This is a genomic window from Chloroflexus sp. MS-CIW-1, from assembly GCF_030444705.1.
Taxonomy (GTDB): Bacteria; Chloroflexota; Chloroflexia; order Chloroflexales; family Chloroflexaceae; genus Chloroflexus.
This window is the reverse complement of record NZ_JAUBWR010000002.1, coordinates 1,015,309-1,037,414: the sequence shown is the minus strand read 5'-3', so window position 1 is coordinate 1,037,414 and position 22,106 is coordinate 1,015,309. Positions and strand designations below refer to the sequence as shown.

At 54.5% G+C, this 22,106-nt stretch carries 17 protein-coding genes and 1 riboswitch; of the genes, 10 read left to right on the top strand and 7 right to left on the bottom strand.

Going from position 1 to position 22,106, the window contains the following annotated elements; genetic code table 11:
• The first annotated feature begins 594 nt into the window (after positions 1 to 594).
• Positions 595 to 1,881: a sensor histidine kinase gene (locus QTO31_RS17145; RefSeq protein ID WP_301430285.1), complete on the top strand. Its 1,287-nt coding sequence runs from the start codon at positions 595 to 597 to the stop codon at positions 1,879 to 1,881.
• A gap of 24 nt (positions 1,882 to 1,905) precedes the next feature.
• On the opposite strand, the gene QTO31_RS17140 is transcribed toward QTO31_RS17145, so the two are convergent.
• From QTO31_RS17140 to QTO31_RS17115, 6 genes are all read right to left on the bottom strand, one after another.
• Positions 1,906 to 6,138 carry a bifunctional RecB family nuclease/DEAD/DEAH box helicase gene (locus QTO31_RS17140; RefSeq protein WP_301430283.1) on the bottom strand — a complete coding sequence of 1,411 codons (4,233 nt, stop codon included), beginning with the start codon at positions 6,136 to 6,138 and terminating at the stop codon, positions 1,906 to 1,908.
• A gap of 71 nt (positions 6,139 to 6,209) precedes the next feature.
• The gene (locus tag QTO31_RS17135; RefSeq protein ID WP_031460397.1) at positions 6,210 to 6,470 is read right to left on the bottom strand and encodes a hypothetical protein; all 261 of its coding nucleotides are present in this window, start codon (positions 6,468 to 6,470) and stop codon (positions 6,210 to 6,212) included.
• An 83-nt stretch (positions 6,471 to 6,553) separates the two neighbouring features.
• A complete protein-coding gene (locus QTO31_RS17130; protein ID WP_301430282.1) occupies positions 6,554 to 8,089 on the bottom strand; it encodes an SAM-dependent DNA methyltransferase in 1,536 nt (511 codons plus the stop codon).
• Positions 8,090 to 8,091: 2 nt separating this feature from the next.
• A complete protein-coding gene (locus QTO31_RS17125) occupies positions 8,092 to 8,745 on the bottom strand; it encodes a hypothetical protein (protein WP_031460395.1) in 654 nt (217 codons plus the stop codon).
• 490 nt (positions 8,746 to 9,235) lie between these two features.
• Entirely contained in the window at positions 9,236 to 9,739 is a 504-nt protein-coding gene (locus tag QTO31_RS17120) for a YcxB family protein (RefSeq protein ID WP_031460390.1), read from the bottom strand.
• Positions 9,740 to 9,751: 12 nt separating this feature from the next.
• Positions 9,752 to 10,165, bottom strand: a complete 414-nt coding sequence (locus tag QTO31_RS17115; protein WP_031460389.1) for an ATP-binding protein — start codon at positions 10,163 to 10,165, stop codon at positions 9,752 to 9,754.
• Between the two features lie 245 nt (positions 10,166 to 10,410).
• On the opposite strand from QTO31_RS17115, the gene QTO31_RS17110 reads away from it, so the two are divergent.
• The 6 genes from QTO31_RS17110 (at position 10,411) to QTO31_RS17085 (ending at position 16,255) form a co-directional block, all read left to right on the top strand.
• A complete protein-coding gene (locus tag QTO31_RS17110; protein WP_301430280.1) occupies positions 10,411 to 11,457 on the top strand; it encodes a [LysW]-lysine hydrolase in 1,047 nt (348 codons plus the stop codon).
• A gap of 53 nt (positions 11,458 to 11,510) precedes the next feature.
• Positions 11,511 to 11,652, top strand: a riboswitch (cobalamin riboswitch).
• Positions 11,653 to 11,777: 125 nt separating this feature from the next.
• The gene (locus QTO31_RS17105; protein ID WP_301430278.1) at positions 11,778 to 12,842 is read left to right on the top strand and encodes a prenyltransferase/squalene oxidase repeat-containing protein; all 1,065 of its coding nucleotides are present in this window, start codon (positions 11,778 to 11,780) and stop codon (positions 12,840 to 12,842) included.
• A gap of 4 nt (positions 12,843 to 12,846) precedes the next feature.
• Complete coding sequence (locus tag QTO31_RS17100) at positions 12,847 to 13,701, top strand: hypothetical protein (RefSeq protein ID WP_301430276.1); 855 nt, start codon at positions 12,847 to 12,849, stop codon at positions 13,699 to 13,701.
• Positions 13,702 to 13,713: 12 nt separating this feature from the next.
• A complete protein-coding gene (locus tag QTO31_RS17095) occupies positions 13,714 to 14,358 on the top strand; it encodes a histidine phosphatase family protein (protein WP_031460385.1) in 645 nt (214 codons plus the stop codon).
• Positions 14,355 to 15,116, top strand: coding sequence for an adenosylcobinamide-GDP ribazoletransferase (gene cobS / locus QTO31_RS17090; RefSeq protein WP_301430275.1), 762 nt, complete (start codon positions 14,355 to 14,357; stop codon positions 15,114 to 15,116). The genes QTO31_RS17095 and cobS overlap by 4 nt, the downstream gene beginning before the upstream one ends.
• Complete coding sequence (locus QTO31_RS17085) at positions 15,116 to 16,255, top strand: energy-coupling factor transporter transmembrane component T (RefSeq protein ID WP_301430274.1); 1,140 nt, start codon at positions 15,116 to 15,118, stop codon at positions 16,253 to 16,255. The genes cobS and QTO31_RS17085 overlap by 1 nt, the downstream gene beginning before the upstream one ends.
• 65 nt (positions 16,256 to 16,320) lie before the next feature.
• Here the strand turns inward: QTO31_RS17085 and QTO31_RS17080 are convergent, their stop codons facing one another.
• Positions 16,321 to 17,736: a sensor histidine kinase gene (locus QTO31_RS17080; protein WP_031460382.1), complete on the bottom strand. Its 1,416-nt coding sequence runs from the start codon at positions 17,734 to 17,736 to the stop codon at positions 16,321 to 16,323.
• Positions 17,737 to 18,301: 565 nt separating this feature from the next.
• Here QTO31_RS17080 and QTO31_RS17075 point away from each other — a divergent pair.
• The 3 genes from QTO31_RS17075 to QTO31_RS17065 all read left to right on the top strand — a co-directional run bounded on the left by QTO31_RS17075 (position 18,302) and on the right by QTO31_RS17065 (position 22,087).
• A complete protein-coding gene (locus QTO31_RS17075; protein WP_031460276.1) occupies positions 18,302 to 19,123 on the top strand; it encodes a response regulator transcription factor in 822 nt (273 codons plus the stop codon).
• Positions 19,124 to 19,295: 172 nt separating this feature from the next.
• Entirely contained in the window at positions 19,296 to 21,341 is a 2,046-nt protein-coding gene (locus tag QTO31_RS17070) for a C25 family cysteine peptidase (protein WP_301430273.1), read from the top strand.
• Positions 21,338 to 22,087: a hypothetical protein gene (locus QTO31_RS17065; RefSeq protein ID WP_301430272.1), complete on the top strand. Its 750-nt coding sequence runs from the start codon at positions 21,338 to 21,340 to the stop codon at positions 22,085 to 22,087. The genes QTO31_RS17070 and QTO31_RS17065 overlap by 4 nt, the downstream gene beginning before the upstream one ends.
• Positions 22,088 to 22,106: the final 19 nt, after the last annotated feature.

Below are 22,106 nucleotides of genomic sequence, written 5' to 3'. Positions count from 1 at the left end.
CTTTCGCCCCAGGCCCTTCACTTTCGCTCCAGGCCCTTCACTTTCGCCCTAGGCCCTTCACTTTCGCCCCAGGCGCCCTCACCCTCCCCCTGGCCCGCCTTCCGCTCCCACACGGGGCGAGGAAGGGGGGAGGTTCGGTGGCGCATTTCATTCGTCATCTGCACAGCGAGGCGAACCTGGGCAGCGCACTCGTTCAATCGCTTAGAACCGCCGATAACGCATCACCTGATAAATTCTTTTGTTCACAACGTTGACACGTTACCAATAAGCAGGTACCATGATGAATAAGAAAAATTCCAGATCGTAATAATCTTCAGCTAGAATCCAACAGGGTGAGTAGAAAACCACTTAACTCTGATTGGGGCATCCGCCACCCTTGAGGACCAGGGTGATGGGAGATGGCATTTGCGCTTTCGTATTATATGCGTGTGATTTCACACATATTGCAGATTGACGCTGAAGATGCGGAAGTATTTATAGTATCGATAGCTCGTTTGTATGATAGCTAATTATTGAATACTACTCAAAACATCTCACGATGATTCGCAGTGGGTACAAAAACTGATTTTTTCAATAATCGAACGGAGCGGCACTATGGAAGTCCGGGCGAATGTACAAGAAGAGCAGCAGATAGCGACGAACCGTGCTACTGCACCGCAACACTCTCCGTTGAGTATTGCCCGCCGGTTCCTGACTCACCTCGGTGATGCAGCCTTGCCCCAAAACGTGGTACAGCTCGGCTGTGAGCTGCTGGGCGCTGATCGCGGTTCGTTGTACCTGCTCGATCAACAGCAAAAGGTTACGTTGATCGCTCAGTATCCCTCCCATACCGATGATCTGTCGTCTGATGCGCTCGATGAAGAACGCCTGTCCTGGCAGACACTGCACGATTTTCTTCCCCAACTTGTTGATTGTGACCACGATAGCGAAGCGCGGTTCCACTACTGCCATGGCGGTGATTGCTGGCTCACGTTGAGTATTCCTTTGCAATGGGAAGGACAGAATATCGCCGTTGTACAACTGTCGTATAATCCTGACGCATCGGTTAACCAGAACCACCTGCTGGGAATAATCTACGAATATGCCGATCTGGCGGCACTGGCGTTGGTACAACACTGGCGTTACCATCATCCGGCTGATCAGCAGCCGAACCAGGCGGTTCGTTCACCGCTGATGTATGAATACTCGTTTAAGTCGGGAGTATCACTAGCCCTGGCCGCCAGCGAAGCAGAGCGGGCCAGAATTGCTCGTGATCTGCATGATGGTGGTCGCTCAGCACTGCTGGGTATTCAGTTCTACCTCGAAGCAGTGCGGGCGGCGTTAGTACAAGGCGATCACCAAACGGCCCAGGAGTATCTTACGCGCACGCAAACTGCTCTCAACGCCATCGAACAAGAGCTGGCTCACATTGTGCGCGATCTGTATCCCCCTCAACTGGGCGAAGCCGATTTCCCAACTATCCTCTCCGAGTTAGGTAAGCGTTGGTCGGCTGTCACGAAGACGCACCTGGACTTCACTGCTTCACCAGACTTGCCGATACCAGACACCAATCAATTGGTTGCCTTATACCGCATCGTGCAAGAAGCGCTGGCAAACTGTCACCGTCACGCGCAGGCCTCGCAGGTAACGATGAGTCTGGTGTATGATACCGATCAGCTCGTCCTTACTATTGCTGATAATGGCCGTGGCGGTGCTTCGCTACGCGGTGGCGGTATTGGTTTGCTTAGTATGGCGCAGCGCGCCTACGCTATTGGCGCCGATTTTCGTCTTGAATCCCTAGTTGGTCAGGGAACGCGGATTGTGGTGACTTTGCCATTCAAACGCGAGACAACGGCAATCCATCATTGCACAGGTGACTGCCAGCACGGTGCAGACGTCTGATCGGTTGCGATGATTTGCCTAACCTTACGCTCGCTGCTTCGTATTCCCCCACACTTCCACGGCGATGCCATTGCGTTCACCACTCCACAACCTGGTGCGGCAGGTGTCACGGAGCAGCCGTTTCCAGAGTTGTGCGTGCTGGAAGACCTCTTCATCAGTAGCGAAGAGTTGAAAGACGGTGCGCGCGGCGATCAAGATCAGTTTGTGACGAGCCCGACTTAGCGCGACGTTCAGGCGCCGTGGATCGAGCAGAAAACCGCTGGTCGTGCGCAGGTAGTTAGGATCGCTCTCAGTTGCCGAAACAATGATCACATCGCGCTCATCACCCTGAAAGCGCTCTACTGTATCGACAGTCGCACCCTCATGTTCGATGAGTAGCTCTTTCATCAACGAGGGAAGTTGGTCACGCAATGCCAGGCGCTGGGCACGGTGCGGGACGACAACCCCAACCCCACTGCCGGGATTTAGATTAAGCTGCATCACCAACGCTTCGATGATCGGTCGGATCAGACTGATTTCAAACGGATTAATGTCCTGACTCTGCGCCTCCTCGTGAACGATGACGACCAGCGGATAGCGGGGATCAAGCGCTGCGGCGATGAATGGGTCGTCAATCTTGACCGGATCAAGATGCGTAACCCGCCGTGAGAAGTAATGAATACCGTCTTGCTCGTAAATTGCACGGCGCAGAAAGTCGGCCAGATCGCGATGAAGCCGGAAACTTTCCGCCAACCTTACTACTGGCGGTGTCGGATCAAGATGCAACAGCGTCTCGAAAAGGGAAGCATAGACCCGATACGCCTGAAATGTGCGCCGACGCTCGTTCTGCCATTCATGTTGCACAATCGGCGGCATCTGACGATGATCACCGACGACGATCAGGCGTCCATGTTGATGCAGGGCAATAGCAGCCATACAGGCTTCGGCCAGATTCATCTGTGATGCTTCATCGAGCACCAGCAAATCGGCAAAGGTAGCGGTGTGGTAGCGTTGGTTCTGTTTGAGGAGTGAACTGACGGCAAACGGCGTGGCAGCAACAAAACAAGCCGTGCCTTTATTGATTTCACTTACGTCATTTATAGTACGAACGATTGCAGGGAGATCACTATCGGCTTTAGGACGCACTCGAAAGAGAGGAACGTCGAGCAGGCGAGCGTCGAAGTATTTTGCGAATAAATCCGGTTGCCGTTGCCGCTGCTCAGCCAAAGTTCGCTGAACGTCAGCAATCTTACGCAACAACACATCGGTTGCCGCATGCGTCTTGCAGCTCAGCAATACCCGACACGGCTGCCCGGCCTTGAGCAGACCTTGCATGCGAGCCAACAGCGCAAACGCCGATACATAGCTCTTGCCGGTGCCAGGCGGCCCTTGCACGAGCAAGGTTGGGGCATCGCCGTAACCGGCGATATAGCTCATCTGATGCTCATCAAACGAGTGGAGTTCACCGGCGTCGGCCAGTGCCCGTAATCCCTCGGCAAAGTGTTGCTGACCTTCGATGACCGGTTTTGAGATCGAGCAGGTCACGCTTGACGGTGCAGCAAGCCGGTCGTAAAGTGCATTACGTGCTCCCTGACGCAGCTCATCAACCACCTCCATACAACGTTGAGCGTATATGTCGTTTGGATCGGCTTCGATGGTGTACAACACACCAGCCTGCGGCCAATGCCAGGAAGATGGAAACGTAAAGCGCCGATCACCAGTGCTATACTGCAAATGGGGCTTGAGCAGAATGAAGCCAGTAGCGGCGTCGATAGCTACCAGCGTTGCTCGCGACTGATACAGCAGTTGGCGGGCCGTCGTCGTGAAAGGTTGCTGTTGATCAGGTGGTAAACGCTCATCGACGCTCCAGCGCGGGGATAAGATAACTTTATCACCGGGTGATAAGCTGGTCAGCCGTAAGGCTGTATCCAGATCACACTCGACGCCATTCAGATCAATACGTAACCGCAACGGCACATCCGGCAGCGGCAATGGCTCAACCGCCTGTTTTTGCTCTTCGGTCAACCGCACACGCTTGCGATTCCCGCTCAGTTCGGCCTTCAACGCCCGTCGTCGTTCATTTTCAGCCAGAACTTCGATCAAGGTTGGGTCTTGATCTTCCGGTTCATAACGCACGATCAGGCTTACCCCAGCCAATACCCGCTGCTCAGGCGGAGGCAGGTGCTGTTGTCCCCAGGTCACCAGTGCAACATAGCGTTCGATCAGCAAAAACTCGGCCAACGCATCGGCCAGCGTGTGCGAACGACGGGAATATGTCGTAATACTGCTCAGATCAAAGGTCGGTTTAGTTGTACGCGGATTAGCCGGCAATTGCAACGCCAGTAATTGGCAGGCTTCTAAGCGCTTTTCTACAAAACCTTTCAGATGTTCAGACGTCACTGCCCGGTAGTCAATCAATTCATCATCACCACGATCAGGTGGTGGCGGTAGCGCATTCCAGGCGGCGTAAACATATTCGAGCGGTATCTGATTGTTGAAACGAATCCGGCGCGTATACCATCCAACCTCTTTATCGTTACTCAGATCGTCAAAAACCCGTCGGTAGAAACGTCGCCGATACTCTCCCCAATCGAAACCCTCCATCTGGGCCAATCGCACGAGCGAATCGTAGGCCAGTGGATCGTTGTAAAAACGGCGTCGCTCATTCACCACCACGGTTACCACCGGCGCCTCAAAACCGGCGCTCTGCGCAGCCAGATCGTAGAGCGGTGTGGTACCCATGATCTGCGGATGACGGGCCAGTCCGTCAAGAAGTGTTTGCAAACAAAATGAATCGGGGACGATCAAGTGAAGAGGAGCCTGAAACTTCCCATCCGCATCAGGTGTTGCCACTTTAGCCACTGCCCGCAACAATTCGTTCATCCAGTTTTCCAGTAACTTCGCTTCATCGGCCAGCGTCTGCGGTGGTTTAGCGAGCAGTTGCACGACAAACCGCTGCCGCTCATTGACCAGTTGCCCGTTCTGGTAGCCGGTGACCAGCGCACCAAGCATAACCAGCATTCCTCTGGTATGGTCATAGAGCGTATCAAGATAGATAGCAATCAGATTGGGGTGAAGATCAGGGCCGATGGCAGGCATCGTTCCATACCCACGGTATGCCAACCGTTTGGGGGTACGGAGATCGTCACCCCGCCAGCGACGAAACGCACGTGCGCGCTGGATCAGTTCATCGAGCCGCGGCGCCAGCACCGGATGATGGAGCAGCTCGCTAACCTTTTTGCGGTGTTCAGATGGGGTTACTAGTTCACCATTGTCTGTGACCTCTTTCAGCAACGCAAGCTGTTTGGTCTGCTTGATCTGATGTGTGTGAAGCGCCGACTTCTCAGCCTCGGTCAGGGTCGGTATGAGCGAGAGATCGTCGTACAGAGCCGCCCATCGCATACAAATCTCATTGTATAGACACCCATCACATTTAGCTGTCAAGTGGAAAGGTAATTCGGCAAATGGTGCGGTTGCGATGGTGGATAAGATTGCCGATGGGCCAGCCAGTAACGTCTCGATCTCGGCCAGATAGGGGGTTGGATCGGTAATGATTTCCAGATAACCGGTAGTTACCCCCAGCCATTCCAGCGCCTGCCGTTGCTCAGCTTCAATCCGTCGTCGTTCGGCTAGCGTCTGGTTCGTTGCTGCAAGTTCACCTTCACCACGGTACAGAATACCGAGCCGAACGGTTTGCAATGCTACATTTGCATCCTGGCAAATCTGCTCGACGAGCCGCTGATAGCAGGCCAGTTGCAGACGATGCTCGATCTTCGCCGTTGCCGAACTTTTGGTATCAACGATCAGGAGTTCCAGCCTGCCGTCATCAGTACGTGCCAACAACAACAGATCAATATCACCACTGACCGCCCAGCCATCAAGATGAGCGGCCAACCGCGGTTGAAAGAGAACTTGCTTCGTACCAGGTGCGAGCTGCCGGATGTGTTGAAGCACAATATGATTGTGATCGGAGGTCGTAAACTGCGGATCGCCTGCGCGCTGACGCTGTGCGCAGTGAACGGCATTGGGAAAGTGTTGCCGTACCTGATCTTCAATAGACTGTTCAAACTGCCGACCGGCGATGGTCAACATCGGCGGGAGCGGTTGCAACGATATGCGGTATTTTGGCAGCCAGGTTAGCTCTTTCCGTCGTTCGTGGAGGCGTAGACGCAAGTAGCGCCGACACTGATCGAGGCGCAGATACTGAGCCAGGTCGGTTGGTGAAAGCGAATGTGGCCGATTCGGATTGTTTGGCAGCGGGGGAAGGTGTTCATCCATATAACTCATACCAATGTAGCTTGTGGCGCCTGTACGCACGTTTGCCAGTATACTAGCCGCGAAATCTATCCCTAATACTTTACAGCCTTTATGATAAAACGTTCAGTCAGATTAGCTGTACTAGTACTAAGGTCAAGTATTCTCAGACGTGATTGTACATCGACCGGTTTAACCACTTCGCCCAACACCCGTTCGTAGCCGTCAAGCGTAGTAACAGTAGTATCACCGTCTTTTGCCCAATGATGAACCGTTACCGGTGATCTGTCTGGATCATCGTTGACAACACCTTTCGTCTGTAACGAGGTAACAGGCAGGTTAACGTCTGTTTTCATCTGTGCCACCGAAGTGCAGAGGTGGCATCAAGGCAAGTGCTTGTTGAGCGGCTGGTAGATCCAATTCGTTTGCAACCGGCTTACTATTCAGCAGCTTCTTCCCTAAAAAGGAGCCTCTGGTAAGCTTCTTCCGTGTACGCTACCAACTGCCGTTCCGCCAGCGTTTGCGCAATCTTGCCCTCTTTCCCCAACACTCGCGCAAGAGCTATCAGATCAAGCAAGTTAAGAAGTTGGGCCGTAATTGGCCGCTTTGCGTCCCAGAAAATGAAGGCTGACCAAAACGCTCTGGCAGGGTCGGACATCACCAGCTCGTACAGGAAATCGCACTCTTCTTCAGACGCACAGGAGAAAAAATAACAGGTATCGTCCAGAACCACTGGGCGTCCCCGAAACGGTGGTACTTGGACAAATTCGAGCTTCTTGTATAAACCTGAGATAGCAACCTTCCAGGGAGCAAATGTATAGGGTCCAACCCCAAAGACCGAGAAGGGCGGGCGGTTCTTGTAGATGGAACTCTTTCGTTTGTCTAGAAGATGAGCGTGCTCAGTAAGATAATGCCACGTCTTGGGGGCGTCAGACCTAAGATGGCTTGGATCGTCGCTCATCGTCCGTTGTGGAACAATCATCCAACGACGCGGCTTCCTGTGCGCTGCAAGATCGGAGCTTTTGAGCAACGGAAAGAGCACGTCAGGTTCAAGCTCCACGAATTCTCCCAGCCCGTTAACAAACTTACCAGACTCAACGTTCAGTTCAAAGACCTTGCTACAATCGTGCTTTATCCCTGACCGCCAACCCCGGAAACCGTTCCCTCTAAGGTCTTTCCATTTCTGGTATGATTTGACATCAGCCACAAGCATTCCATCCTGCAAACCAAACGTGCTATCAGGGTGGTGTGCATGAATAGAATAAAAAACCCGGCATTCCTTGCTATTGCCGTTTGGCTCGCTCCGAACGAACAAAAGGCAGGCGTCAACCGACGCCCCAAAGTATTTCTGCGCGTCGAGGAGATACAGTGATGCTGACTCAATTCGTAGGCCATTTTGCCAGGCGTATAAAAGAACTTTACGTGCTACTGTCGTTTTGCAAAGCATCGCAAGCATGCCGTTTTTACCATTGAGCCATTCGATGTTCTTTCTAATCATCCATTCCGAAATGTCGAAATTGCTTTTACCGGTGAGCGCATCAATACCGCGGAGATTGTCGAGGTTTGACTTCGTCGGAACATTGCTACTGCCCAGCATGCTTAACGCTGTATTTGTGACCCAAGGTGGATTGCCTATGACAAGGATGGGTTTAGGCAACGATTCAACGATCTCAGACCAATTCGTGAAGAAGAAATCAGCTTGATAAACTTCAGTGGACGCATGAGGGAATGCGTGTGCAACAGCCTGCTTTGCCTGTGCTACGTATTGCGGGTTGATCTCAAAGCCAAGAACACGTGACACGTTTGGAAATGTTTCTAACGATGCTTTGAGAAATGAACCCGTTCCGCAAGTCGGCTCAAGAATCGAAGCAGGGCGAAATCCAGTCCGAGCGATAAGGGAACAAATTTCCCTGGCCAGGCTGATGGGTGTTTGAAAATCCCCGAATTCGACTTTGCGCTGTGTTTGATTACGCATCGCTATCTCAGCCTTTCAACACCCGTAACGAGGCCAGCCTTCTCGATGACTCGACCATATTGAAGTCTCCATTGAAGGGCATTCGAGATGGTAAGATAGCCTACCTTAGGAGGATCAGAAAGGATTTCGTCAGCTATCGCTGATGACTCGATCTCGTCTACTGGCAGTCTGCGCTCCTCGATGAAAGCCATAATGTCATCCTTGTTCCCCTCATTCTCAAGGATTCGGCGAAGACCTGTGGTCGTTTGAAAGTCTGCCGTCCGCTCTTTACTGACAAAGATCGTGTGCAGAACGTTTAGATTTCCCGTAGCTGTTTGGGGGTCATCTGTTTTTTCGTATACGAACACAAGCAAAGAATAGCCCAAGCCGTAGATTTTCTGCCGAGCAGATTTAAAAGGACACGATGATTGCGGTTGCCTTATGCTTGTTACCTTCATGTCAACTTCAAGTTCGGAAAAGTCGATCCCACTTGCAGAGCTTCCTTCCTCAAAGTCGTACTTTTCGCGGAGGTAAGACCGAAACTTGTGCTCGAAGTATGTGCCAACAGCCTTCCCATCTGTAACACCATACAATGACGGCTCGCGGTGTGCTGACTCGATACCGGCAAACGTCTGCGCTTCTACCTTAAGAATTTCAAGTGTTAGCTTCGGTTTCATTACTTGACCTCACAATTTGCCGCCTAACGATTTGCACTAAGCCGTAGGCTGAACAAAGGGTAGTCTGTCAGCGCAAAGCGCGATTTAGGCAGCGCTTTGTTCGTTCGCAAGGAGGTGTTGCCTTATCCTTGCCAACATTTGATTGTCGGCCTGCTTTCCGGCATCTTTTATTATCGCAGCTCCTTACCAAATGGCATCGTAATAGTCTTGAAAATAGTGAACAATATCTGGTTGCCGAGTCGCTATAAGAGGTTCGCCCTCTGCCGGCAAGGTCTTATACCAATCACTCATCACAAAACCGTTTTCGAGACTTGGAACTGAGCGAGCGTTTCGCGAATCCACGCTCCTTGTGAAGCGTTTAACTGTTCACGGTGCGCTGCTAAACTATGCAATGATTGATCTCCGATACAATTGTCGTATCGCTGCTATCCCTCTACGGAGAACATCAGTTCAAGAACCTGATACACGGTTTTCGCAAACAGGATCGGTATTACGTTGCTGGTTCATCAAAAATACCCGGCTCAGGCTTCGGATCAATCCGATTCCGCAGGATGCGCTCAAAAGCTCCTACCTGGCGGGGGCCAATTGCTCGCCCCGAAATCAACAACACCTGGCCGTTGATGAGCTGTAGCTCATAGACACCAAACAGCTTGCGCCAGCCGCGCACTTGTGACCACGGAATCTCACTTCGCCCACTTTGGGCTTTGACGATTAACGTATCACGCCCCAATTCGTAACGGATTGGCTGGTAAACCGGAAGATCTCGCTTTCGGCTCTGGCGATAAATCATGATCCAGCCCACAATACTGTAGACCAGAAAAGGCAGCCAACCACCTAATAACGCGGGTACCTGAGGCACAGAGGGATCATAAATGACGAACGCTGTCAGTACTGCCGCTACAAATGCAAAGACATAGAAAATAGGACGACGAAAATAGCGACTGAGGGCGTGCCGGGTAAACTCTTTCTGGCTAATGACACTCTCGATAATCATAGTTTGTCAACACTAAAATGCATGCCGCTTGATCAAGATCAGTTCGTTACCGCCGTGTGGTAGTGTGCGATATTGTAGATCATCCAGCAAACTCCGCGACAAGAACAGCCCCAAACCACCCGCTCGTTGCTGTCCATGCGCGATCAGATGACGTGGTAAAGGAACACTGAGCGGATTAAATGCCGGTGCTGCATCACGGATCGATACCAAAAGCGTATCACCTTCATTCCAAACTTCGATCCATATTGGGCCAACTTGCCCACCATAACCATAGATAATGGTGTTGGTGATCAGTTCGTTGGCTGCGTAGACAATATCATCAATACAATCACGACGCGCACCAGTGTAACTCGCCGCATCAATGATCGAACGCCGAATCTGTTTGAGGCTATGCAGGTCGGCGTTAAAGGTTAGTGATGCGGTCATACTTGCTCCAAGTGATCTTACGATAGCGATTCCGGTGAATACGCATCTTATGATACCATACGGTTGCGGATGTTTACATGAAATAGCTCAAAACCTGAGTCTTTGCAACGTCTCTCCCTGCCCGGCAGTGGGATGGAGGAAGAGGAAAGAGGGCCAGGCAAGAGTCTTACCGTTTGCACCCGTCAAGAAAGGAGATGCGCATTGCACTGCGACCCTGCGGTCGCAACTTCTGGTGCGACATGCTTATGAACGACGCGGTTGAGTTTCTTATTCGTCTGCTTCGCACGCCATCGCTCTCTGGACAGGAGGCAGCGGCAGTACAGGTGATGGTGGCGCAAATGGCTGCGTTCGGCTGGGAAGCGTTCGTTGATGAGTCGGGCAGTGCGGTTGGTCAGGTGGGCACGGATGGGCCATTAGTTGTGTTGCTCGGCCACATCGATACTGTGCCCGGCGAGATACCGGTACGTATCGAAGACGGCAAACTCTATGGGCGCGGTGCTGTTGATGCCAAAGGCCCGTTGGCGACCTTTGTCTGGGCAGCCCGCCGTGCCGAGCAGGCTGGCACGTTAGGTTGCCGACTAGTTATTATCGGGGCCACCGAAGAGGAAGCCGCCAGCTCACGTGGCGCTCACGCTGCCCGTGATCGCTACCGCCCTGATTTTTGCGTGATCGGAGAACCGAGCGGCTGGGATCGGATTACGCTCGGTTATAAGGGACGGCTGCTCGTCCACTATCGTTATCAGCAACCGGTTGCCCATAGTGCTGGTGAACAACGTGCTGCCCCCGAACAGATGGTTGACTTCTGGCGAGCAGTTGAACAGTACTGTCAGCATCTCAACGCCGGACGAAGCCGGCTGTTTGAGCAACTCATCCCTTCGCTCCGGCGTGTTCATAGCGATAGCGATGGCATCAACGAATGGGTCGAAGCAACCATTGGCTTTCGTCTGCCACCCGGCGTTGAACCATCAACCCTGGCCGAGACGCTCCAGACCTTAGCCGGTGCTGCCCATCTCTCTTTTGAAGGCGCCTGCCCGGCCTTCCAGAGTCCACGCACGACACCGCTGGCAAGTGCATTTGTGCGGGCGATTCGTCAACACGGCGGTCAACCGGCGTTTCTCCACAAGACCGGTACAGCAGATATGAATGTCGTAGGCCCGGTGTGGCAGTGCCCAATCGTTGCTTACGGGCCGGGCGATTCACGGCTTGATCATACGCCTGACGAACATATTGTGCTGCACGAATACGAACACGCGATTGCGGTGTTAGCCGATGTGTTGGCACAATTACGTTGACGATTGACAAGGGTTGTGCTACCATCAGCCTGATTGAATATAAGCAACGTGGGGTTGTACCCCACCGGTAGGGAGCCCGGAGGAAGCGAAGGGCTTAATTGGGGGAAGTCCGGTGCAAGGCCGGCGCAGTCCACGCTACTGTATGTCGCCATTGGCGACGAGCCAGAATGCCCGTCCCTACTCGTCTGCTGTCACGCCCGCGCTGGAAAGGGGGTGAGGCAATACCTTCTTTTTGCTTCATCAGTTCACCCCTCCACCGCTGGTGGAGGGATTTTTGTTGTCTGTTCGGTGTTCGCTGACGGAAACGAGAGGAGCGTCTCATGCGTCGAACAATTGTCCTTATCCTTACGATGATGTTGAGTATAATCGTATCGCAACCAGTGGCTGCACAAAGCGACATGGTTGCTGCCGGATTGAAGTGGATTCTCGGCCAGCAACAGGCCGATGGAAGTTTTGCCGGTTTTGGGCCTGGTGATACTGCTGATGCTATTGTGGCGCTCGTGGCCGGTGGTGAACAACCACCAGCCAGCGCGCTCAACTATCTGGCCGGACAGGCCGCTAGCTACGGAACCTCATCGGCTGGCGCAACAGCCAAGGTGATCCTGGCCGTCGTCGCTGCCGGACGCGATCCGCTCAATTTTGGTGGGGTTAATCTGGCCCGCCAGCTTGGTACAACTTACGACCCGGCCACCGGTCAGTACGGCGCCGATGTGTACGGCCATGCCCTGGCCCTCCTGGCCATCAAGGCGATGGGCGTCCAACCGCCAGCGCCTGCTATCGAACGTCTTATCGGGTTACAGCTTCGCGACGGTGGATGGAGTTTTGATGGCGCCGCAGCAACCGGTAGCGATACCAATACGACCAGTCTGGCGGTGATGGCTTTGAGTGGCTATGCTCGTGCAGGCGATGCGTTAACCGCCGCCCGTAACTATCTCCGTGGTCAACAGAATCCCGATGGCGGGTTTCCCTACTCGCAAACATCTGCATTCGGCAACGCCAGTGATGCCAACTCCACCGCAGCAGTGATCCAGGCAATCCTGGCCCTCGGTGAAGACCCAAACGCAAATCCATGGCGACAGGGTGAAGCAACACCGCTGAAGGCCTTGATCGCATTCCAGAATCAAAGTGGTGCCTTCCGCTATCAAAACGCAATGCCCGACGATAACGCATTGGCAACCTATCAGGCAATTCCGGCAGTCGCTGGCAGAACGTTGCCGGTACGGACCGTCACCATCCCGGCAGCACAAACATTGATCGCTTCGGCCATCAATCTGCCAACAACCGGTGGCGAAACTGTGCCGATCCTGGCTCTGGTTGCCCTCACAGGGATGGCCCTGCTGGTCGTTGGTCTGTGGCTGCGCCGTGAGCCGGTGAGACAAGGGTAGGACGATGAAACTGTGGCGCACGATGCTGATCTTGCTGGTTATGACCCTCCTGTCGAGCGCGGTCAATGCCCAGTCACCGGTCAACCGTGCTGGGGTCGTGGTGCGTTTCGGTAATGGTGAAGTAGTGACGGCATGCGTTACCTTTAACGAATCGACGATCAGTGGACTTGATCTGCTCGAACGGAGCGGGTTACCGGTGATCAGTCAGCAGAGCAGTATCGGCGCCGCAGTGTGTAAAATTGGTCGCGACGGTTGCGACTATCCGGCGACCAGTTGCTTCTGTGCTCGCGATCAGCAGGGGCGAGCGGTTTACTGGGCCTTTTACCGCCGCGAGGCCGGTACATGGCGTTATTCCAATTTGGGCGCCAGCAACGTTGTGGTGAACGATGGCGATCTCCACGGCTGGGCCTGGGGGCCGGGTGATGCTAGTAGTGGTGCGGTACCACCAGATCTCGAACTGAGTGATGTGTGTGGTCAGACAACAATACTCCCCACAACTGTGCCCACTGCTACCACTGTTCCAACAGCCATTCCTACAGTTGGACGCCAGGCTACTGCAACTATGAACCCTACGGCCATGGAAGGCCCAACTATCGCTACGACACAACCAACGACACCCATGCCAATCGCTCGCCCTTCTTCACCGACCGCAGGAGCACCAACAGGGTCATCCATTACCCTTAGTCTCAGTCCACTGCCGTCGCCAACTGCGCTTGCTCCGACACCACCGACTAGAACCGAAACGCCTACACCGACCATGGCAAGCAATGGAAATGGGCAATGGCTTGCTTTTTTTGCCCTGGCAGCACTGTTGATTATGGGCATCGTGGTCACGTTGAGACGGCGTAACAAGGGATAAAGGAGTTTCACAGTGGGTCGTTCACGCCACACCAGTATCTGGCTTGTTCGTCACGGTCAAACCGAAGCTAACCGGAGTCGGCGGTATCTCGGCCTCCGTGACAGTCCTCTGACCGATTACGGTCGGCGCCAACATCTGGCCCTTGCTCAACGTCTACAAGTGCTACCCTTTACCAACATCATTGTCAGCCCAACAGAGCGAACCCGTTCTCTGGCCACAATGATTTTGAATCGGCGACCGACGATCCCAGTGCATGAAGATTCGCGGTGGTTGGAGATCGATCACGGACGTTGGGAAGGACTAACTTACCGCGAGGTGCTGCAACGTTTTCCTGATGACGCTCAGCAACGCTGGGCAAACGGCATTGATGGTCGGGCCACTGGGGGAGAAAGTCTGGCTGAAGTGGCAAACCGGGTGAACGAGGCATGGCAAGAATTGCTCGCCGGATCGGTGGGTCAACGAGTGCTGATCGTCACTCACGCCACACCCATCCAACTGGTACTCTGTTGGTGTTGTCAGCTTCCGATAGCCGAATACTGGCGCTGGCGCATCGACTTAGGCAGTATCACTGCACTCGATGTATACGGATCAACAGTCATTATGCGCACGATCAACACCGTACCGCGGTTGTTGGCGGCGACGGCGGAAGATGTATGAGTGAATCATCAATCCGTTCTCCCATTGGTCTGGTAGAGGCCCTACGCTTTCTCACCATCATTCCCCTTCCCGGCCTGCCACCAATGAACGAGCAGAGCGTTGTGCGGGCAATCCCCTGGTTTCCGATGGCCGGCCTGGTCATCGGCGGTGTATTAACTGCGGTTGACCTGCTGGCCCGACCGTTGTGGGGTGACCTCAGCGCCGCCGTACTGGTGGTGGCAATGTGGGGCATCATTACCGGCGGAATGCACCTCGACGGCCTGAGCGATACGTTCGATGCCGCAGTGAGCTGGCGATCACGTGAACGCAAACTCGAAATCATGAAAGACAGTCGGATCGGGGTCATGGGAGCCTCAGCGCTGATCATGATCCTCTTCCTGAAAGTAGCTCTGATCGCTGGTGCGCCAGGCGCCTGGCCTGCCCTCCTGCTGGCACCCATTCTGGGGCGTTGGGCCGATTGTTTCGGCATCTATTGGTTTCCCGCCGCACGGGAAGGGGGACTGGGACGCATGTTCAATTCTCAGGTACGACAGCGTGACTTCTGGCTGGCATCTTTGCTCACGGGGGGAGTCACGTGGCTTATTGCCAACTTCAACGGCTTGATCGCCTTCGGTTTGGTGTTGGGGCTGGCATATCTGTTAGCGCGCTGGTGGGTTCGTGACTTCGGTGGCCTGACCGGCGATACCTACGGCGCCCTTTGTGAGATAAGCGAAGTGGTGGTACTGGCTACGCTGACAGTACGTTTGGGGCATGGCTAATGCACACGCGCACATGGCTCTGCTGGCTGATTGCAACAGTTACCATCGCAATGCTCGCACCGCATCCGCTTTACCACATCTTGCTGATGCTGGTGGTGACGTACATCTTCGTGAATCGGCGTGATGATCGTCCGCTAGCACGGAGTTTTGCCCTCTTTGCCCGTGTCGGTGCCTTTATCTGGTTCGGATACATTCTCTTTGCCATCGTGACGGTCGGTGGAGCACGCGGAACAACCGTGATCTTCCGGTTGCCTGCCATTCAGCTTCCGGCGTGGTCAGGCGGTATTGTCTTTGGCGGGTCAATCACTGCTGAAGCCCTGGCCTGGGGGGCCACTCGTGGTTTGGGATTGTGGACACTGCTGCTCATTTTCGGCGCCTTTAACGCGCTCGTCGATCATCATCGGCTGCTCCGGCTGACCCCGCGCTCACTCTTCCACGCCGGTCTTACCGTGACGATAGCGATTGCCTTTGCCCCAGGGTTAGTGCGCACGGTTCAGGACATCACAGCCGCCCAGCGGGCCCGTGGTCATCGGTTTGGTGGGATACGGAGTTGGGGTGCCTTGATTAGCCCTCTTCTGGCCGGTAGTCTTGAGCGTGCAATCCAACTGGCCGAAGCACTCGAAGCGCGTGGCTATGGGCGCACGGTATCAACTGCACCGGCAACCGGACGCACACTAGGGCTGGTCTTCGGTCTGGTAGGCCTGACGGCTGCGGTCATCGGCTGGTTATGGGTTGGACCTTCCAGCGTCCCTCTCGTCGCCCCACTTGGCGGTGGTGGTCTCCTCCTCACCGGCTGGGCTGCCCACCAACTAAGCCGACGTGTGCCACGCACAACTTATCGGCGCGAACGCTGGCGCCGTCATGATACGTTCACCTGGATCGCTGCTGTCAGTGCAGTTGGCGTGATCGCGACGATGCGCTTGATTGAACCCAGTGCGCTCGTCTACTATCCGTTTCCGGTTATCACGGCGCCCAGTTTTGATCTTCGTATCGGTGCGGCGATTTTGGCGCTGGCCGTACCTGCCATACCACTGCCATCGACAGCACCACGCCGTGCACACCGTCTGAACGCTGACCGCCGGGCCGCACGTCGTGAAGCGCCGCCCCAACACCCATTGCGGGTAAGCGCTTCCGATTAACATGCAGGGCTGAAGCGGTTGAGCAGGAGAAATCCATCGAAAACTTCCGTGCAGGAACCATCAGATCACCCTGTTGCCACTGGCGCTTCAAGTGGCAGCAGAATGGTGAACGTTGTTCCAACACCAGGTTGGCTATCGACAAGAATACGCCCGCCATGTTGCGTAATGATATGGGCACTGATTGCCAACCCAAGACCGGTACCATGCGGTTTAGTGGTGTAAAATGGCTCAAAGAGATGCGGTATATGTTCAGGGGCAATCCCGACACCGGTATCACTAATCGCGATTGATAGCGTCGATGGCGCTTCTGGGCGGCCAGCGACCAGACTGGTAGTAACGGTCAATTCACCGCCATTGGGCATCGCATCACAAGCGTTCAGAATAACATTCAAAAACACCTGCCGTAACTGATCGGCATGGGCCGTGATCGGTGGCAGATCATTAGCGAGCTGGGTACGGACAGTAACGTGATTGTGGCGCAGATGGGTAGTGACTAACTCAAGCGTTTCACGAAGCAGGGCATTAATGTTGGCACTGGTCAGCTCGCCACGTGAAGGGCGGTAGAAATCACGCATCCGGGTGATAATGCGTGCAATCCGCCCTAACTCTTGCTGAGCAATGTTCAGAAATGTGCGCTGTGGGGCATCGGGCGGTAAATCTTGTTCGACCAGATAGAGACTGTTGCGCGCTGCATAGAGTGGATTATTGATTTCATGCGCCACTGAAGCCGATAATTCACCAACCGCAGCCAGTTTCGCACTCTGCAATAACTGTGCCTGTGCTGCGTTCAAACGCGCTTCAGCCTCGGCCCGGAGCGATTGGGTAAGCGCCAGATCGTGCTGTAACGCTGTTGCTCGTTGCCGCTGCCGAACTTCATCAATCGCAATCATTGTCAGATCGGCCAATGCCTGCACGAACGGCAAATCGCGCGGATGGTACAGATGCCAAATCTGATCGCTGCATACGATAAGCGCCCCATTCCGTTGACTTTCGATCCGCAGGGGCGCCAGCAGCACGCTTTGGGGCAAAGTGCAATTCTCAGCGGCTTTATCCAGCGATAGATGCTGTTGTCGCAGCAGGTTCTCGATTTGTGGGCCGGTTAACAGGATCGAGCGTGGCGCTTTCACAGCTATATCGGCCAGGATTGCAATTGCCGGAGAAGGCGTACCTGCTGGAATAGAGGCCCGCAGATGCAAAGCACCCTCTGTCTCATCATCAAGCAGATAGATATACGCCGCTGCCGTACCCGGAAAGAGGTTGGTGGCTTGCTGCACGACGAGTTGCACTATCTTCTCGACATCATGACTGATCAGCAGCGCAGCCGAAATGGAAAGCAGTGCGGCCAGCCGTCGATCAAGGTCACGGGCATAGCGGGCGTGCAACTCAGCTTCACGTTCGAGAGCAGCAATACGAGTTTGCGCTGCCTGCAATTCTTGTTCTAGCCTGGCAATGTAGGCTGTGACATCTTCACGCTCGATCATGTTTAAGCTCCTGTGCTGGTTATCCTTTCACCATGATACACGAGGGCCGTAATTTGCTACTGCTAACCCGCGTCACGCGGTCGGCATAACAGGCGTCACGCTGCTGCGTCGGTATGCCGGCTGAGGCAGGTTTCCAGCTATCTCCATACCCTCTCTTTAGCCCCCATTTTAAGCTCTCACCAGGAGCGAGGAAGGAGGAGGATGCTTCCCATTTAATTGCGGGCCAGAGGCCCGCGCACCCAGGATGTCCACGCACCCAGGATTCGGGGTACCGCATGCGGGCCAGAGGCCCGCGCACCCAGGATGTCCACGCACCCAGGATTCGGGGTACCGCATGCGGGCCAGAGGCCCGCGCACCCAGGATGTCCGCGCTCCTGGTGCTTCGTCGGGGTACCGCTACTGTTTCATCGTCCGGTCTCGAAGGCGACCCGAAATTGAGAACGCTGAAAATCTCTGGATACGGTACCGATACCGTTGACCATGCTATCAGCTCATGTTATGATATGCCAATAATTATATAATTCCAACTAACTGTAAGCGTAATCAAGATGGAGTGCAAGGTGATATGACTACCCAGCCGCGTGTGTTGGTAGTTGATGACGAGCAAAATATTCGCCTGACCTTACAGGCATTACTCAGCCGGGCTGGTTATGCCGTCACGACGGCTGCAACCGGTGAAGAGGCAGTAGCCCTGTTTGAACGTGAACCATTCGATCTCATGCTGGTCGATCTACAAATGCCCGGCATGAAAGGGATGGAAGTAGTAGCAAAAGTGCGGGAAGCCGGCCACGACGCCATCATCATTGTCTTAACCGGCCATGGCTCGCTCGATTCGGCCATTGAAGGCATTCGGTTTGGTATCTTCGACTATCTGCTCAAGACCAGCGATCCGAATCAAATTCTGGCCCGAGTGGCTGCCGGGCTGGAAGAACGTGCGGCACGACGCCGCCAGAGTGATTTACTCGATACTATCGGTGCGGCAGTGCAAGAATTAACCGGCGGGAAAGTGGCATCGTCGGTGGCACCGGTTCAGCCCTCGGCAACTCCTCCATCACCTACACCGACACCCGAACCGACTGGACGCATTCTGACCATTGGTCCGTTAACGCTCGATACATGGCATCAGACGGCAACATTAAACGGTCGCTCGCTCAACTTGACGCCAACCGAATTTCGCTTACTCCTGTGCCTGGCCGAGCACGCCGGTCAGATGTTGTCGTATACGCAATTGGTGCGTTGTGCCCAAGGCTACGAAACAACCGAGCTTGAGGCGGGTGAGTTGATCAAACCGCACATTCATCACTTGCGGCAGAAGATTGAACCCGAACCCAGTGCCCCGCGCTATTTGCTGAATGTGCGCGGTAAGGGGTATATCTTGCAGATTTAGCCGGTCGCCGACGCAATATCATTCGTGTTTCCGCAGAATCGTACCCGATCTCATCCGGCATAATCACCTGGCCTGTGCATCAGATGCAGGATGTTGACTCGCATCTCAGGTCAGTGGATCGTATATCTCTAAATCGCCGACTGTCAGTGGTCATCGCTAACAGGACATCAACATGGCCGAAGATTGGCTCTACTTCAACGGTGTGAACGCAAGTCGGGGAGAGTATGCCCACGAACCGATTCCTGTGCGTGAACTGGCCCGTTTGATACTCGGCGAACGACCATCACCCGACCGCATCGATCCCGATCCCGAACAGCGGGCTGCTCTGCGTGAACGGTATCTGGCCGACGTGACAGGCGCGTTTCGGGTCAAAGAGGGCGTTGACCCCACCAATCTGGCTCAGGCTGGGTGGGGAATCATCTTTCCGGCAACAGTCGATCCTGCACCGATCCGCGAGGCATTGAGTGAATTGCTGAACTGGCGCCGTGTCCAGGCCGGGCCACGGTATCGCGAATGTAGCGGTGAACGGGGGTATCGGCCCGGCGAAAGTAAAGCCGCGTTTCTACGACGGCAAGGGGCAGCAACCAGTGGTCCGGTTGATCCTGAGCGGTTTCCCTACTACCTCTTGCTGGTTGGCTCACCCGAAGACATTCCTTTCCGTTTTCAGTATCAGCTCGATGTCCAATATGCGGTCGGGCGTATTCATTTTGCAACCCTTGATGAATATGCAGCGTATGCCCGCAGTGTCGTAGTTGCAGAACGGAACGGTATTACGCTCCCGCGACGGATCGTGTTTGCTGGCGTGCAACATCCCGACGATGTGGCAACTAGTCGCAGTTTACAAGGATTGGTACAGCCGCTCGCTACTGAGTTGGTTGGTCATCCGCAACGTGGTGAGTGGGAGATTAGCACCCTTAGCGGTAGCGACGTTACAAAAGAGCGGCTCAGTCAACTTCTCTCTAATGCACCGCCGACATTGCTCTTTACCGCCAGTCACGGGGTTGAGTTTGAAGCAAACGACCCGCATCAGCTATACCATCAAGGCGCAATACTCTGTGCCGACTGGCCGGGGCCACAGGCCTGGCGACAGCGTCCGATTCCGCCAGCATTCTATCTTGCTGCCGACGATATTGCGAGTAACACCTCGCTTCACGGCGCTTTTGTGTTTCAGTTTGCCTGCTTCGGCGCCGGTTGTCCACGAGAAGATGATTTTCCCCATTTACGCGGAACCCGTTCGGTGATCGCAGCCAAACCATTCGTTGCTGCCTTGCCAAGACGTTTGCTCAGCTTACCGCGTGGTGGTGCGCTGGCATACATTGGTCACGTTGAACGAGCATGGACGTTCTCGTTCAGTGATACCCGTGGGGGTCGCCAAATCGAGACCTTCAGCAGTACGTTGCGTCGGCTGCTGTTTGCTGGCGCCCCGATTGGCTATGCACTTGAGTTTTTCAATGAGCGGTATGCGGAACTGGCAACGGTCTTGACCGAAGATATTGAGAATGCGCGTTGGGGCCAAGCGATCGATCCGATAGAACTTTCGACACGCTGGACGGAACATAACGATGCGCGGAGCTATATTATTCTTGGCGATCCGGCAACCCGTCTGTGCCGGCAACTGGCGGCTGACACAGCGGATTCACCACCACGACTGACGATACAATCTTCATCAACAGAAACACCCCCAATTGCTGCACCATCACCAACTGCTGCCGAACCGGTCACGACAATACCACCTTCTCCTAGCGGTCAGCCAGTGGCGCCAGTACCGGCCGGGAGCCTGCCACCTGAAACCCCGGTTATCCCGGTGGCATTGCCCGAAGTCGGAGCCAGTTTTGGTCTGTTTGGGAATAAACCGGCCGAAACGATGCAAAAACTCTCAACTGCTTTGCAAGAGTTCGGTGAGCGCCTGGCAACGACCCTCCAACAAGTCATCGCCGATGCCGCTCATTTGGAAGTTGAGACGTACACGACTGACGCCCCTGAAACCATTAACTATCGACAGGGCGATTTTCGCGGCGCCAGCTTACGCGCCGTAACCCGTATGAGTCTCGATGGCGACACTCAAGTATTGGTACCAACCAACGCCGAAGGAATTGATGAGCGTCTGTGGGCTATCCACGTCAGTATGGTGCAACAGGCACAGACGAATCGGGCCGAGATGGTACGGGCCATTGCTACAGCCGCAGCCGGCCTCTTGGGCGTCTTGCAAGGCAAATGAACGCTGTTTTTGTCGTGATCGAATCATCATCATCACCAACCGTTGTCACGCCTCCCGGCCCCTGGCAACCGCTGGTCAGCGGCAATGCGTTTTCAACAGATGATCAGCCTGATGTCATCTGGCAGGCACGATTACCAGACGATGCGTTGGCAGCACAGAGCGCAATACGCTCGGCAATGAGCCAGCTCGATGCTCAAGAACATGCGCTGGCGACCGTCGAGCAACGTTTACGGCAAGTTGTTGATGGAGCGGTCAGTTTTGGCACAACACTGCCCCTTGCTGAACAGCATCTGCTCGCTTGGGTGTCAATGGGAGAGCAACCGCCTGGCGGGGCAAGTTTTGGTCTGCGCGATGAAGTGCAAGAGCGCTGGCAGGCAGCGCAAGAGCAATTCATTGCTCTGAGTACTCAGGTCTGTGAATTGCTCAGATCGTATGCAACCGTCGAAACTATTCACGGATCGCGTCTGATTGCTCGTACCAGAGTCAACTGGTTTGGTGACGTACAATCGTGGTTGGTCACCGACATCACTCCAGTACAGGCTACCCTCCATCACAAGACCTTGACCCTCGCCCTGCGCTCGCGAGCTGCCCTTTTGCGCATCATTGGCCTGGTTGGACGCGGAGCGGCGCTGATAGCTACTATGGTTGCGTCACCGATCAGTGCGCTCATGGCATTACCGGCGTCCTGGCAATTTGTCCAAGAGGTACTGGCCGAAGTTCGGCAATCAATGGTATCATCCACATGACACTCTCACGCTGAATAGA